Annotated in this window: 10 protein-coding genes; 7 read left to right on the top strand and 3 right to left on the bottom strand. The window is 62.8% G+C overall.

The window, feature by feature from the left end:
- Positions 1-100 precede the first annotated feature (100 nt).
- Both AC097P_RS16850 and pdeM read left to right on the top strand, forming a co-directional pair.
- The gene (locus AC097P_RS16850; RefSeq protein WP_479611658.1) at positions 101-2,686 is read left to right on the top strand and encodes a ligase-associated DNA damage response DEXH box helicase; all 2,586 of its coding nucleotides are present in this window, start codon (positions 101-103) and stop codon (positions 2,684-2,686) included.
- Positions 2,687-2,708: 22 nt separating this feature from the next.
- Positions 2,709-3,407, top strand: coding sequence for a ligase-associated DNA damage response endonuclease PdeM (gene pdeM, locus AC097P_RS16845; protein ID WP_479611578.1), 699 nt, complete (start codon positions 2,709-2,711; stop codon positions 3,405-3,407).
- 67 nt (positions 3,408-3,474) lie between these two features.
- Here the strand turns inward: pdeM and AC097P_RS16840 are convergent, their stop codons facing one another.
- From AC097P_RS16840 to fabR, 3 genes are read right to left on the bottom strand one after another with little or no spacing between them, the layout of a single operon-like run.
- Positions 3,475-6,084: a [protein-PII] uridylyltransferase gene (locus AC097P_RS16840; protein ID WP_479611577.1), complete on the bottom strand. Its 2,610-nt coding sequence runs from the start codon at positions 6,082-6,084 to the stop codon at positions 3,475-3,477.
- A 33-nt stretch (positions 6,085-6,117) separates the two neighbouring features.
- Complete coding sequence (gene map, locus AC097P_RS16835; protein ID WP_479611576.1) at positions 6,118-6,948, bottom strand: type I methionyl aminopeptidase; 831 nt, start codon at positions 6,946-6,948, stop codon at positions 6,118-6,120.
- A gap of 33 nt (positions 6,949-6,981) precedes the next feature.
- Positions 6,982-7,656 (bottom strand): HTH-type transcriptional repressor FabR, encoded by a 675-nt coding sequence (fabR, locus tag AC097P_RS16830; RefSeq protein WP_479611575.1) that lies wholly within the window; start codon positions 7,654-7,656, stop codon positions 6,982-6,984.
- A 135-nt stretch (positions 7,657-7,791) separates the two neighbouring features.
- Between fabR and AC097P_RS16825 the strand changes: the two genes are divergently transcribed.
- The 5 genes from AC097P_RS16825 to AC097P_RS16805 all read left to right on the top strand — a co-directional run bounded on the left by AC097P_RS16825 (position 7,792) and on the right by AC097P_RS16805 (position 13,757).
- Complete coding sequence (locus AC097P_RS16825; protein ID WP_479611574.1) at positions 7,792-8,931, top strand: ferredoxin reductase; 1,140 nt, start codon at positions 7,792-7,794, stop codon at positions 8,929-8,931.
- Between the two features lie 42 nt (positions 8,932-8,973).
- The gene (locus AC097P_RS16820; RefSeq protein ID WP_479611573.1) at positions 8,974-10,050 is read left to right on the top strand and encodes a fatty acid desaturase family protein; all 1,077 of its coding nucleotides are present in this window, start codon (positions 8,974-8,976) and stop codon (positions 10,048-10,050) included.
- A gap of 86 nt (positions 10,051-10,136) precedes the next feature.
- On the top strand, positions 10,137-11,546 hold the full coding sequence (locus AC097P_RS16815) for a 3-oxoacyl-ACP reductase (RefSeq protein WP_479611572.1): 1,410 nt from the start codon (positions 10,137-10,139) through the stop codon (positions 11,544-11,546).
- A gap of 4 nt (positions 11,547-11,550) precedes the next feature.
- Positions 11,551-12,414 (top strand): MaoC family dehydratase, encoded by an 864-nt coding sequence (locus AC097P_RS16810; protein WP_479611571.1) that lies wholly within the window; start codon positions 11,551-11,553, stop codon positions 12,412-12,414.
- Positions 12,415-12,464: 50 nt separating this feature from the next.
- Positions 12,465-13,757 carry an acetyl-CoA C-acetyltransferase gene (locus AC097P_RS16805; RefSeq protein ID WP_479611570.1) on the top strand — a complete coding sequence of 431 codons (1,293 nt, stop codon included), beginning with the start codon at positions 12,465-12,467 and terminating at the stop codon, positions 13,755-13,757.
- The last annotated feature ends 5 nt before the right edge of the window (positions 13,758-13,762 follow it).

Below are 13,762 nucleotides of genomic sequence, written 5' to 3'. Positions count from 1 at the left end.
GCCGCGAAAGATACCCGCGCCACAGCCCGCGTCTGCACCTCCGCTGGTGCCTGTGCTCCAGCCGGTAGCTGTACCCTTGTTGCGCGACGCCAGCGCCTGGATGGCCACACGCGGCTGGCAGCCGTTTGATTTTCAGCGCGAGGTCTGGGCCGCCATCGCGGCGGGCGACAGCGGCCTGTTGCACGCCACCACCGGCGCCGGCAAGACCTATGCGGTGTGGCTGGGCGCGCTGCAGGCGCTGTCCAGGGCTGGTGCCTCTGGAACCGCTTCCGCCCCTGCCAAGACCACCCGCAAGCCTGTCGCGCCGCCGCTATCCGTGTTGTGGATCACGCCGATGCGTGCGTTGGCTGCAGACACCTTGCGCGCGTTGCAGGAGCCACTGCCCGCACTGGCACCCACGTGGACCGTGGCCGCGCGTACCGGCGACACACCCAGTGGTCAACGCGCGGCGCAAAACAAGCGCCTGCCCACTGCCTTGGTCACTACGCCCGAGAGCCTGAGCCTGCTGCTGTCGCGTGCCGATGCGCAGGCTGCTTTGGCCAGCGTGCGCATCGTGGTGGTCGACGAATGGCACGAACTGCTGGGTAACAAGCGCGGTGTGCAGTTGCAGCTGGCGCTGGCACGGCTTACACGCTGGCAGCCTGGGCTCATTGTGTGGGGCATGTCGGCCACGCTGGGCAATCTGGACCAAGCGCTGCACACGCTGTTGGGCCCGCTCCGCAGCGGTCACTTGGTGCGGGGCCAAACCCCCAAGACCCTGGTCGTCGACACTTTGTTGCCGCAGCGCGCCGAACGCTTCCCGTGGGCAGGCCATCTGGGCATGGCCATGCTGCCGCAGGTGGTCCATGAGATCGAAAACAGTGGCAGCACGCTGGTCTTCACCAATACCCGCGCGCAGTCCGAGCTGTGGTACCAGGCACTGCTGGAGGCCCGGCCTGAATGGGCGGGCGTGATTGCGCTGCACCACGGCTCGCTGGACCGTGGCGTGCGCGATTGGGTCGAGACCGGTATCAAGAGCGGTGCGCTGCGCGCCGTGGTCTGTACCAGCAGCCTGGACCTCGGTGTGGACTTTTTGCCAGTGGAGCGGGTGCTGCAGATCGGCTCGGCCAAGGGCGTGGCGCGGCTGCTGCAACGTGCTGGCCGATCGGGTCATGCGCCCGGGCGACCCTCGCGCATTACGCTGGTGCCCACACACAGCATGGAGTTGGTAGAGGGGGCGGCCGCCCGCGCCGCGGTGCAAGCAGGGCGGGTCGAAGCGCGCGACACACCGCAACAGCCACTGGACGTGCTGGTACAGCACCTGGTGACCGTAGCGCTGGGTGGCGGCTTTGTGCCCGATGCGCTGCTGACCGAGGTACGCAGTACCGCGGCGTATGCCGGGCTGTCGGCAGAGGCCTGGCAATGGTCTCTGGACTTTGTGTCCCAAGGCGGTGCATCGCTCGCCGCCTACCCGGACTACCACCGCGTGCACCCCGATGAGGAAGGCGTCTGGCGTGTCCCGGACGCGCGGCTGGCAAGGCGGCATCGGTCCAACATCGGCACCATCGTCAGCGATGCCAGCACGGTGGTGCAGTACCGGGGCGGCGCCAAGCTCGGTTCGGTGGAGGAGAGTTTCGCCGCGCGCCTGAAACCCGGCGACTGTTTTCTGTTCGCCGGCCGGCTGTTGGAACTGATCCGTGTGCACGAAATGACCGCCTGGGTCAAACGCGCCAGCGGCAAGCAGCCCGCCGTGCCGCGCTGGAATGGCGGGCGTATGCCCCTGTCCACGACGCTGGCCGATGCGGTCGTCGAGCAACTGGCCATCGCAGGGCAGGGCGGCACGCCGGCCAACCCCGAGATGCAGGCCGCGCAGTCCATGCTGTCCATCCAGCGCGAATGGTCGGCCCTGCCCACGCCGCAGACGTTGCTGGCCGAAACCTTTACGTCGCGCGAAGGCAGCCATCTGTTTCTGTACCCGTTCGCCGGGCGCCATGTCCACCTGGGCCTGGCCAGCCTGTTCGCCTGGCGTGTGGCGCGCCACACGCCGCGCACCTTCTCGATGGCGTTTAACGATTACGGCTTTGAGTTGCTGTGTGCTGATGACGTTGACTGGCCCGCGCTGCTGCCGCAAGTGCTGGCCGCGCCGCTGGATAACGATTCGCTGATGGCAGAAGTGTTGGCCAGCCTGAACGCAAGCGAACTCGCGCAGCGGCGCTTCCGCGAAATCGCCCGCGTGTCAGGCTTAATCTTCCAGAGCCACCCCGGCGAGGCGCGCAGCAGCAAACAACTGCAGGCTTCGTCATCTCTGTTCTGGGAGGTGTTCCGCAAATACGACCCCGCCAACAAGCTGTTGCACCAAGCCGAGTCCGAATTATTGCAGCAGGAGCTGGACATAGCGCGCCTGCGCAAGACGCTGCTGCGCATGGCGGGCCAGACGCTGGTGATCAAGCCGCTGAAACGCCCAACCCCGTTCGCGTTTCCGCTGTTGGTGGAGCGCTTCCGCGAAAAGCTGAGCAACGAACAGCTGGCGGACCGCATCGCGCGCATGGTGGTGCAGCTGGAGAAGGCAGCCGGCTCCGCAGCCAACGCGCCTGCGGCTGATGCGGTGCTGGCGACGCTGGCGCACGGCCGTGATGCGTTGGCGGATGGTTCCCCAAAGCGTCCGCGGCGCGAACGCAAGAAATCCCGACCGCTGCCGCCGCTGTGAGGGCTTTGTAAGATCGGGTGCAATGGATGACCCAAACGCGCCCCCAAACCCATCTCTCAACCCGTCCCACTGCGTGGTTCAATGGTCTGACGAGACCCTGTATCTGTTGCCTGAGCATGCGCTGTGGTGGCCCGCAAACCGGACCCTGTTCATCGCCGACCTGCACCTGGGCAAGGCCGCCAGCTACCGCAAACTCGGCCAGCCCGTGCCATCAGGCAGCACACAAGACAACCTGCAACGCCTGACCCAGTTGGTAACGCAGCACGCGCCACGGCACATCGTGTTCCTGGGGGACTTTTTGCACGCCGCCACGGGCCGGACCGCGGCAGTCCTGGCAGCACTGCGGGCTTGGTGCGACCAGCACGCCGCCGTACGCATGACGCTGGTGCGCGGCAACCACGATAGCCACGCCGGTGACCCGCCAGCTGAATTGGGAATAGTGGTGGTCGACGAACCATTCTTGATCGGGCCATTGGCCGCCTGCCACCACCCGCAGACGCACGCCACCCACTTTGTGCTGGCCGGCCACAGCCACCCGGTCGTCCACTTGCGTGGTGGCGCGCGCGACAGCCTGCGCCTGCCGTGCTTTGTCCAGGAGGGGGGGCAGGCGACCCTGCCGGCCTTTGGCTCTTTCACAGGCGGTCATGCGGTGCAAGCGCAACCGGGCCGCTGCCTCTATGCCGTGGGGGGTGGTCGGGTCTGGGCGATTCCCAGGCCGTAAGCTTATGAAGAAATGGGCTGTAGCCTTCGTGGAATGAGCGTAAGCAGCTATCGAATGTATAGCAGGCCTACTGCGCCGCCAGGGCTTCCAGCAATTCCGTTTCGATCTCAATCTGCTTTTTGTTGTGCTGCAACTCCGGCCCATCGATCAAAAACGTGTCTTCTACACGCTCGCCCAAGGTGGCAACCTTGGCCAGCTGTACGTTGATTTGGTGGCGGGCCAGCACCAGGGCCAGGCTGTAGAGCAAACCCACGCGGTCGCTGGCCGACACATTGAGCAGCCAGCGTTGGCCTTTTTCATCCGGCGTCAATGTCACGCGCGGCGCGATCGGAAAGCTCTTGACCCGGCGCGACACCCGGCCGCGGCTGGGCTTGGGAAGAGGGCCGGCATCAGCGATCACCTTGGCCAGGCCGTTCTCGATCATGCTGGTGATCTCACGGTATTCGTCAGGGCCGGCCGAGGTGACGACCTGGAAGGTATCCAGCGCATAGCCGTTCTTGGCCGTGTGGATGCGCGCATCCAGAATGCTGAAGCCGCGCTGCTCAAAGTAGCCGCAGATACGGGCGAACAGGTCGCTCTGGTCCGGCGTGTAGACCATCACCTGCAAGCCCTCGCCAGCAGGTGAGCGGCGCGCCCGCACTACGGCCTTGCCGGTGCCGACCACGCGCGACAAGTGGCGGGTGTGCCAGGCGATGTCGGCCGCGTCGTGGCGCATGAAGTAGCCCACATCCAGTGTGTCCCACAGCGGTTTGTGCGCCTCAAAGGGCAGCGAGTGCATGTTGACGATGACCAGGGCCTCGCGCTTGCGGGCCTCCACCTCGGCATCGGGGTCGGGCGCGTGGCCGCCCAGCGCGCGGCTGGTGTAGCGGTACAGGTCTTCCAGCAGCTTGCCCTTCCACGCATTCCACACCTTGGGCGATGTGCCACGTATGTCGGCCACGGTCAGCAGGTAAAGCGCGGTCAGCTGGCGTTCGTTGCCGACGCGCTTGGCAAAGTCGGCAATCACCTGCGGGTCGCTCAAATCGGCCTTTTGCGCGATGCGGCTCATGGTCAGGTGCTCGCGCACGACAAACTCGATCAGCTGCGCATCTTCGGTGGGGAAACCGTGCTGGCGACAGAAGCGCCGCACCTCGGCGCCGCCCAGGTCAGAGTGGTCGCCACCGCGCCCTTTGGCAATGTCGTGGAAGATGGCGGCAATCGACAGCAGCCACGGTTTGTCCCACCCCGCGGCCAGCTGCGAGCAGAACGGGTACTCGTGCGCATGCTCGACGATGAAGAAGCGGCGCATATTGCGCAGCACCATCAGGATGTGCTGGTCCACCGTGTAGACGTGGAACAGGTCGTGCTGCATCTGGCCGACGATGCGGCGAAACACCCACAGGTAGCGCCCCAGCACCGATGTCTGGTTCATCAGCCGCATCGCGTGCGTCGTACCCTGTGGCTCCATCAGGATCTTGCGGAAGGTCTCGCGGTTGACCGGGTCGCTGCGAAAACGCGCGTCCATCAGGTTGCGGGCGTTGTACAGCGCGCGCAGCGTGCGGGCGGACAAGCCCTTGACCCCCACGACCGTCTGGTAGACCAGGAAGGTCTCCAGAATGGCGTGGGGCTCGCGCTGGTACAAGTCGTCGCTGACCACGTCGATCATGCCGGCCTTGTCGTTGAAACGGTCGTTGATGCGGCGTGGTGCGTGCGTGGACGGGTTCAGCCGCTCTTCAATGTTGAGCAGCAAGATCTGGTTGAGCTGGGCCACGGCCTTGGCGGCCCAGTAGTAGCGCTTCATCAGCGCCTCACTGGCGCGTACCAGGGTGCGCTTGGGCGTGGCGCCGGTCGATATCAGCGTCTGCGAGGTGTAACCAAAGGACTCGGCGACTGCGTTCTGCATGTCGAAAATGAGTCGATCCTCTCGGCGGTTGGCGATCAGGTGCAGCCGGGCGCGCACACGCATCAGCAGCGACTCGTTGCGCTGGATCTGCCGTACCTCGAACGGCGTAGCAAGCCCGTTGACCGCCAGCGCGTGCCAATTGTCGCCAAAGCCCGCCGCCTTGGCCACCCACAGAATGACCTGCAGGTCGCGCATGCCGCCCGGCGATTCCTTGCAGTTGGGCTCGAGCGAGTAGGGCGTGTTTTCAAACTTGGTGTGGCGCTGGCGCAGTTCCAGCGTCTTGGCCACGAAGAAGGCCCGTGGGTCCATGGCCTTGAAGAAGGCGCTTTGGAACTGCTGCAACAGATCGGTGTTGCCGGTGATCAGTCGGCATTCGAGCAGCGCCGTTTGTATCGTGACGTCCTTGGCGGCTTCGGCCAGGCAATCGCTCAGCGTACGGACGCTGGAGCCAATCTCCAAGCCCACATCCCAGCAGCTGCCGATGAAGGCCTCTATGCGTCCCTTGAGCGCGGTGTCGCAGTGCGGATCAAAGCCGTCGGGCATCAGCACCAGTACATCCACATCGGAATGTGGAAAAAGCTCGCCGCGGCCAAAGCCGCCTACCGCCAGCAATGCAAATGGGTGCTGCAGGCCGGCGTGGTCCCACAACTGCTTGAGCACGCCATCGGCCAGATGGGCCAGCCGGACCAGGGCCTTGCGTACATCGCGACCGGTGGCATCGCCCTTGCCCAGGTTTTGCAGCAACAGGCCCTTGTCGGCGCGGTAGGTGTTGCGGATTGCCTGCAGGTCAGCCATGGGTGCGTGCCGTGCGGTCGTTGCGCCGAGGGCTTAGGCCGCGGCGGTGGCGGCTTGCGCGGGCACGAAGGCCGGTATAGGCGGCGAGCCGGCAGACAGTGTCATCACTTCATAGCCGGTAGGCGTGACCAGTACGGTGTGCTCCCATTGGGCGGACAGCGAATGGTCTTTGGTGACGATGGTCCAGCCGTCTTTCTCGGGGCCTTCCTTGATCTCTTTTTTGCCGGCGTTGATCATGGGTTCGATCGTGAAGGTCATGCCCTCTTTGAGCTTCTCCAGCGTGCCGGGGCGGCCATAGTGCAGCACCTGGGGCTCTTCGTGGAAGATCTGCCCAATGCCGTGGCCGCAGAATTCGCGCACCACGCTGAATCCATGGCCTTCGGCAAACTTCTGGATTGCGAAACCGATATCGCCCAAGTGGATGCCGGGCTTGACCAGCATGATGCCCTTCCACATGGCTTCGTACGTGATGTTGGCCAGGCGCTTGGCCGCGATGGACACTTCACCCACCATGAACATGCGGCTGGTGTCGCCATGCCAGCCGTCCTTGATGACGGTGACATCGATGTTGACGACGTCGCCCTTTTTCAGCGCCTTGTCGTTGGGGATGCCATGGCAGACCTGGTGGTTGACCGATGTGCAGATGGACTTGGGGTAGGCGATATCCCCGCCGCCCTTGTAGTTCAGCGGGGCCGGAATGCCACCCTGCACCTGGGTGATGTAGTCGTGTGCCAGTTTGTCCAGTTCGTTGGTGGTGACGCCGGGTTTGACGTAGGGGGTCAGGTAATCGAGCACTTCGGAGGCGAGGCGGCCTGCAACGCGCATGCCAGCAATGCCCTGGGCATCTTTGTAGGTAATGGTCATCCCTGGATTATCCCAGAGAGTACCGCTACGCCGCTAGGGACGGCGAACACCCCCCGCGTCTTTCCACTGCGATGCACCGATCAGCACCAGTTGCAGCTGTTTGACAAAGTTTTCCGTCATCTCGGCCTCCAGCATCGGCTGGTCGGGCGGCAGGTCCAGAATCTCGGGCGCCGCTGCCAGCATGCTGGTCACGATCAGACCGCAGACCATTTGCAGGCTGGCGGTGGACAGGTCTTTGTAGGCACCCAGCCGGCGGAAGTCTTGTGCCATTTCATTCGTGAAGTGGGTCACCTCGTTGCGAATGGCCATGCGCAGGATGCGGCTGCCGCCAGAGCGTTCGCTGGACACAAACAAAAACAGCAGGCGGTTGTCCACCACGTAGTGGCGGTAGACCTGCACGGAGCGGCGCACGATGTCGGTATCGGTGGCGTCCGCCTGGCGCGCTTCGCGTAGCAGGCGGCGCAGTGCGACACCCATTTCCTCCACCAGTTCCAGCCCCAACTCGTCGGTATTGCGAAAGTGCCGGTAGAAGCCGTTGGGCACCATGCCGGCCTCGCGTGCGATCTCGCGGATCCCTAAGCTGGTGAAGCTGCGGCCTTCGCCCATCAGCGCCAGGGCAGCTTGCAACAGGCTGTTGCGCGTGATGTCCTTGCGCTCGGTACGGGTCAGCTTGTCCTTTGGTTCCGGGGCGGCGGTGGGTTTTGTCATCGCTATTTAACTGTGTACGTTTGTATTCTATGGTGTTTGGCGTATGGAGTTGGCGTATCTCTCTAATAAAGCGGGGTGTGATTGACTATTGGTGTACATATGTACACAATAAAGCCATCGCAACCAGGAGCCACCATGCAGCCGTCTCTCGCAAGCCCTACCAACCCGTCCACAGGCAACATCCATCGCCTGGCACTTGCAGTTAACAAGCCGGTGGTCAAGGCTCTGCACCACCCCTGGGTGGAGCACATTGTTCGACTCAGTGCGGTGGAAGATGCGCTTAGCGCGCTGCATCCCTTGCTGTCGCTGACGGATGTGCGAGCCCGCGTTGTGCGCATCATTGATGAGACTGCTGGCACCAAGACCTTTGTGTTGCAGCCCAACGCGCTGTGGGCCGGTGCACAGGCGGGGCAGTTTGTGCAGGTGCAGTTGGAGATTGATGGCCGCCGGGTGGAGCGTGCCTACAGCCTGTCGTCGCGGCCCGGAGCACGGCGCATTGCAGTTACCGTCAAGCGCCAGGAACAAGGCTTGGTATCGCAATTCATGCACAAGACCGTGCGCGTCGGCGACGTGCTGACCATCAGCCAGGCTCTCGGTGATTTCACAATGCCTGCCGTATTGCCGACCAGGATATTGCTGCTGAGCGCGGGCAGCGGCATCACGCCGGTGATGGCCATGCTGCGCGATTTAAAGGCGCGTGACTACCGCGGTGACGTAGCGTTTGTGCATATATGCCGTGCACCGGACGACCTGATTTTCGCGTCGCAGTTGCAGGCCTTGGCGGAAGGATTTTCTGGACTGCGTCTGGTGCTGCACCATGACGCGAGTGCCGGGTTTTTCTCTGCAGAGGTTTTGGCCCAACGGGTGCCGGACCTTGCAGAGCGCAGCACCTGGATGTGCGGGCCTGCCGGTTTCATGGATGCGGTCTGCGCACATTGGCAAACCCAGGGCCTGACCGCGCCGCTGTTCAGCGAGCGCTTTGTCGGTGCGCCATTGCTACCCAGCACCGCAACAGGCACACCCGTGCAGGTGGCGTTTGCGAACAGCGGCGCCACATTTACGACCTGCGGTACAGACCCCTTGCTGTTGCAGGCCGAGCGCGCGGGCCTGTCACCCAAACACGGCTGCCGCATCGGCATCTGCCGCTCGTGCCAGTGCGTCAAGACCAGCGGCACGGTGGAGAACCTGCAGACCGGCGAGGTGTCGTCCGCACCGAACGAACTGATCCGCCTGTGCATCTCGACCGCGCGCTCTGATGTGGCGCTGGCGCTGTAAACACACCAACCCCCAACATCTGAAAATTAACTGGAGCCCGCCATGAGCTTTGCCAAACCCACCACCCTGAGCCGCGACCAAGTTGCCGAATTCGAACGCGAGGTCAATGCCATTCGCGACAGCGTCATGAACAACCTGGGCCAAGCCGATGTGGACCACATCCGCAGCATGGTCCGCATCAGCCGCGCCAGCGAAATCGGTGGCCGCGCCTTGCTGCACTTTGGCCTGGGGCCACTGAGCTGGGTGGCTGGCGTGCTGGCATTGGCCAGCGCCAAGATTCTGGACAACATGGAGATCGGCCACAACGTCATGCACGGCCAGTACGACTGGACCGGTGACCCGGCGCTGAACTCACAAACCTTTGAGTGGGACATTGCCTGCGACGGCGAGCAATGGCGCCACTCGCACAACGTCACCCACCACACCTACACCAATATCCTGGGCAAGGACCGCGACCTGGGTTATTCGCTGCTGCGTATGACGGACGAGCAGAAGTGGAAACCGCGCCACTGGTTCCAGCCACTGGCGAATTTGATGCTGGCCATGGGTTTCCAGTACGGCGTGGGTTCGCACGATCTGGAGATCGGCCGTTATAAACACGGGGCCATGCCCAAGGCCGAATTCAAGGCGCGGCTGGACCGCTTTCTGACCAAGGTGGGCAAAGTCTGGTTCAAGGACTATTTGTTGTTCCCGGCGCTCGCGCTATGGAGCGCACCGCGTGTATTGGCGGGTAATTTCTGCGCCAATTTGATCCGCAACCTGTGGACCTACCTGATTATTTTCTGCGGCCACTTCACTGAGGGGGTGGCGATCTACCGCGAGGAAGATACGCGCAACGAGACCAAGGGCGATTGGTATATCCGCCAGCTCTCCGGGTCCAGCAACCTCACGGGCGGCAAGTTCTTTCACATCATGAGCGGCCACCTGAGCCACCAGATCGAGCACCATTTGTTCCCCGACATGCCCGCGCACCGTTACCCGGAGGTGGCTCCGCAGATCCAGGCGCTGTGTCGCAAATATGGCCTTTTCTACAACACGGGCAGCCTTTTCAAGCAGTATTTGACGGTCATGAAACGCATATTGACGTACACCTTGCCGCCCAAGCGCGTGCCTATTTGACGCACTGCAATATTCGGTTAGGCGGAACGCTCTAGGTTAAATGACCAATTGGTCGGTACCATCGCGCCCCAAAGGAGCTCCCTCTCATGAACGATTCGTACCTTGGCTTTGCCAACTCAACTTTAGGCTCACGTATCGCAGCGATGCTGGGCTTGCCACAACCCTTACCTTTGGAGCGCTTCAAGCCCGGCCAACCAGTCATTAAAGGCGGTGTGCTGATCGGTGGCGGTGGCACTCCGCAACTGCTGAACGCATTGGTAGCGGCCTTCAAGTCCATGAACGCCCAAACCGTGGCCCACAAGAGCCTGCCGCAATGGATGGGTTTGGCCAATGAAGCCGGCATGATGACTGGCCGCTGGGGTGTGGCTGACCAGCCCGGTGAGAAGGTCAAGGCCTTGGTGTTTGACGCCACGGGTCTGACCGACAGCGATCAATCGGACGCCATCTACAACTTCTTCCACGATGCCGCGCGTTCCGTGTTGCCCTGCGGCCGTGTGGTTGTGCTGGGTCGCCCCCCGGAGGCGTGCACCAATCCCCGTCAGGCGACGATCCAGCGCGCGCTAGAAGGCTTGACACGATCGTTGGCCAAGGAACTCAAGCGCGCCATCACCGTGCAACTGGTATACGTGGCCGAAGGAGCCGAGGACCAGTTGGAGAACACATTGCGCTTCTTGCTGTCGCCGCGCTCGGCCTATGTATCGGCCCAGGTCGTGCATTTGGCTGTACCCAGCGTTGCCTCTAAGACGGCTATCGATTGGGCGCAGCCCCTCGCCGGTAAAAAAATTCTGGTAACAGGTGCATCCCGCGGCATCGGCGAATCCATAGCCGAAGTCATGGCACGTGACGGCGCGCAGGTCATCTGCCTGGATGTGCCGAAAGCCAAAGAAGGATTGGACGCAGTGGCACAGCGCCTGGGTGCCAAAGCCTTGGCCCTGGACATCGGTTCCGCAGAAGCACCCCAGGCATTGGTCGAGGCAGCATTGGCTGATGGCGGCTGGGATGTGGTCGTGCACAACGCCGGCATCACGCGCGACAAGACCATTGCCAACATGAAAGACCATTTGTGGCAGGCGGTTGTCAACGTCAACCTGTCCACCCAAGAGCGCATCAACGACGCGCTGGTGGCGAGCGGTGCGCTAAAGGCCGGCGCGCGCATTGTGTGTGTGTCGTCCATCTCCGGTATTGCCGGCAACCTGGGCCAGACCAACTACGCGTTGTCCAAGGCCGGAGTCATTGGCATGGTGCAAAGCATGGCGCCAGTGCTGGCAGAGAAGGGCATCACCATCAACGCGGTGGCGCCCGGATTTATCGAAACCCAGATGACGGCCGCCGTGCCGTTTGCGATCCGCGAAGCGGGCCGCCGCATGAACTCCATGGGGCAGGGCGGTCAACCGGTGGACGTGGCTGAGGCCATCGCCTGGTTTGCATCCCCAGCCTCCGGTGGTTTGACCGGTAATGTGGTGCGCGTCTGCGGCCAGAGCCTGATTGGTGCTTAACAACATGACAACCACCCAAGAAATCACCGAATCGCCAAGTCTGGCCGCTACCTTCTTCAGAGCGCTGGGCACTGGCGGCAAACGCCCCGGTTTGGTCAAGACCTTGCCCAAGGTCGAGCTGGCCATTCCCAGCGTCACGCTGGACGCCAAACACATCGCGCGCTACGCCGCACTGACCGGATTTAGCGCATCGCAAGGTGTGCCGCTGATCTACCCGCAGATGCTGACCTTTCCGCTGGTGACCGCGTATATGTGTTCGCCCGAATGTCCGTGGCCAGCAATGGGCACCGTGCACCTGGCCAATAGCATCGAGCAATACAAATCCCTGCGCGCCGGCGACACCGTGCGTGTGGAAATGGACTCGGGCCAACTGTTCACCCATGAAAAGGGCCAGGGCTTCACGCTGGACCTGCGCATCCTGCGTGATGGTGAACTGGTGTGGAGCGCCACACAAAGCCTGCTGCGCGTAGGTGTCAAGGAAACCGCTGGCCAGCCGTTCACCAGCCAGCTGGCGCTGGACACATCGTTGTCGTGCCAGACCGAATTCACGGCACCTGCCGACATTGGCCGCCGCTACGGCACTGTGTCAGGCGACCGCAATCCCATCCACCTGACCGCGGTGACCGCGAAGCTATTCGGCTTCAAGCGCGCCATTGCACACGGCATGTGGACGAAGGCCCGCGCCTTGTCCTATCTTTTGCCAGCCGATCCGCTGGAGCGTGCTTCCGCCGCGGTGGAATTCAAGACCCCGTTGCTGCTGCCCGGACGCGCCGCGCTGTGGACCGAGCGGTCCGCACACGGTGCGCAGTTTGAAGTGCGCGACAAAAAGGGCATGCGCCCCCATCTGCGCGGCCAACTTAGCTACTAAAACTGTAGCAAGACCATCGATTTGTTTGTCTAACGATACGGAACAACACCATGACAACCCCTATTCGCCGCGTCGCCATCCTGGGCGGCAACCGCATTCCCTTTGCCCGCTCCAACACCGCTTATTCGCAAGCCTCCAACCAGGAGATGCTGACCGCCACGCTGCAAGGCCTGGTGGACCGCTTCAACCTGCACGACGAGCGCCTGGGCGACGTGGTGGCTGGTGCAGTGATGAAGCATTCGCGTGACTTCAACCTGGTGCGCGAATCCGTGCTGTCCACCACGCTGGCCCGCGAAACACCGGCCTTCGACATCCAGCAAGCCTGCGGAACGGGCCTGGAAGCCGCGATGATCGTGGCCAACAAGATTGCGCTGGGCCATATCGACAGCGGTATCGCCGGCGGTGTGGACACCACGTCCGACGCGCCGATCGCACTGAACGAAAAGCTGCGCAAGATTCTGTTGGACCTGTCCCGCGCCAAGACCGGCGCACAGCGTCTGGCCATCGCCGCACGCGTGCGCCCGTCCATGTTGCTCAAGCCCGCCTTACCCCGCAATGGCGAGCCCCGCACCGGCTTCTCGATGGGCGAACATGCCGAGATCATGGCCCACGAATGGGCCATCAGCCGCGAAGCACAGGACGAGTTGGCGTTGAAGAGCCACCAGAATCTGGCCAAGGCCTACGACCAGGGTTTCTTCACCGACCTGATGACACCGTTCAAGGGAGTCACCAAAGACAACAATCTGCGCGCTGACCTGACGATCGAAAAGCTGCGTTCGTTGAAACCCGTGTTCGACAAGAAGGTTGCACCTGGCCAAGGCACCTTGACCGCCGGCAACTCCACACCACTGACCGACGGCGCATCTGCGGTGCTGCTGGCCTGCGAAGAGTGGGCTGCCGAACGCAAACTGCCGGTGCAGGCCTACATCACGTTCAGCGAAGTAGCTGCCGTAGATTTCTTTGACAAGAAGGAAGGCCTGCTGATGGCCCCGGCCTATGCCGTGCCACGCATGCTGGAGCGCGCCGGACTGACGCTGCAAGACTTTGACTACTACGAAATCCACGAAGCCTTTGCTGCCCAGGTGTTGTGCACGCTGAATGCCTGGCAAGACAAGGTGTTCTGCAAAAACCAGTTGGGTCTGGACAAGCCACTGGGCAAGATCGATATGAGCAAGCTCAACGTCAACGGCAGTTCGCTGGCAGCGGGCCACCCCTTTGCCGCAACGGGCGGCCGCATTGTCGCCACGCTGGCCAAGATGCTGGCGCAAAAGGGCTCCGGCCGCGGTTTGATCTCCATCTGCGCCGCAGGTGGCCAGGGCGTCGTCGCCATCATCGAAAGGTAATTCTC

It is taken from the genome of Rhodoferax sp. ZS1R8, from assembly GCF_056521325.1.
The sequence above is the reverse complement of the archived record's forward strand: the minus strand, read 5'-3'. Positions and strand labels throughout refer to the sequence as shown.

Coding starts and splice junctions, on each gene's coding strand:
- AC097P_RS16850 (WP_479611658.1), top strand. CDS start 101: ATGGCCACACGCGGCTGGCAGCCGTTTGATTTTCAGCGCGAGGTCTGG.
- map (WP_479611576.1), bottom strand. CDS start 6,948: ATGACCATTACCTACAAAGATGCCCAGGGCATTGCTGGCATGCGCGTT.
- AC097P_RS16810 (WP_479611571.1), top strand. CDS start 11,551: ATGACAACCACCCAAGAAATCACCGAATCGCCAAGTCTGGCCGCTACC.
- fabR (WP_479611575.1), bottom strand. CDS start 7,656: ATGACAAAACCCACCGCCGCCCCGGAACCAAAGGACAAGCTGACCCGT.
- AC097P_RS16840 (WP_479611577.1), bottom strand. CDS start 6,084: ATGGCTGACCTGCAGGCAATCCGCAACACCTACCGCGCCGACAAGGGC.
- pdeM (WP_479611578.1), top strand. CDS start 2,709: ATGGATGACCCAAACGCGCCCCCAAACCCATCTCTCAACCCGTCCCAC.
- AC097P_RS16820 (WP_479611573.1), top strand. CDS start 8,974: ATGAGCTTTGCCAAACCCACCACCCTGAGCCGCGACCAAGTTGCCGAA.
- AC097P_RS16815 (WP_479611572.1), top strand. CDS start 10,137: ATGAACGATTCGTACCTTGGCTTTGCCAACTCAACTTTAGGCTCACGT.
- AC097P_RS16805 (WP_479611570.1), top strand. CDS start 12,465: ATGACAACCCCTATTCGCCGCGTCGCCATCCTGGGCGGCAACCGCATT.
- AC097P_RS16825 (WP_479611574.1), top strand. CDS start 7,792: ATGCAGCCGTCTCTCGCAAGCCCTACCAACCCGTCCACAGGCAACATC.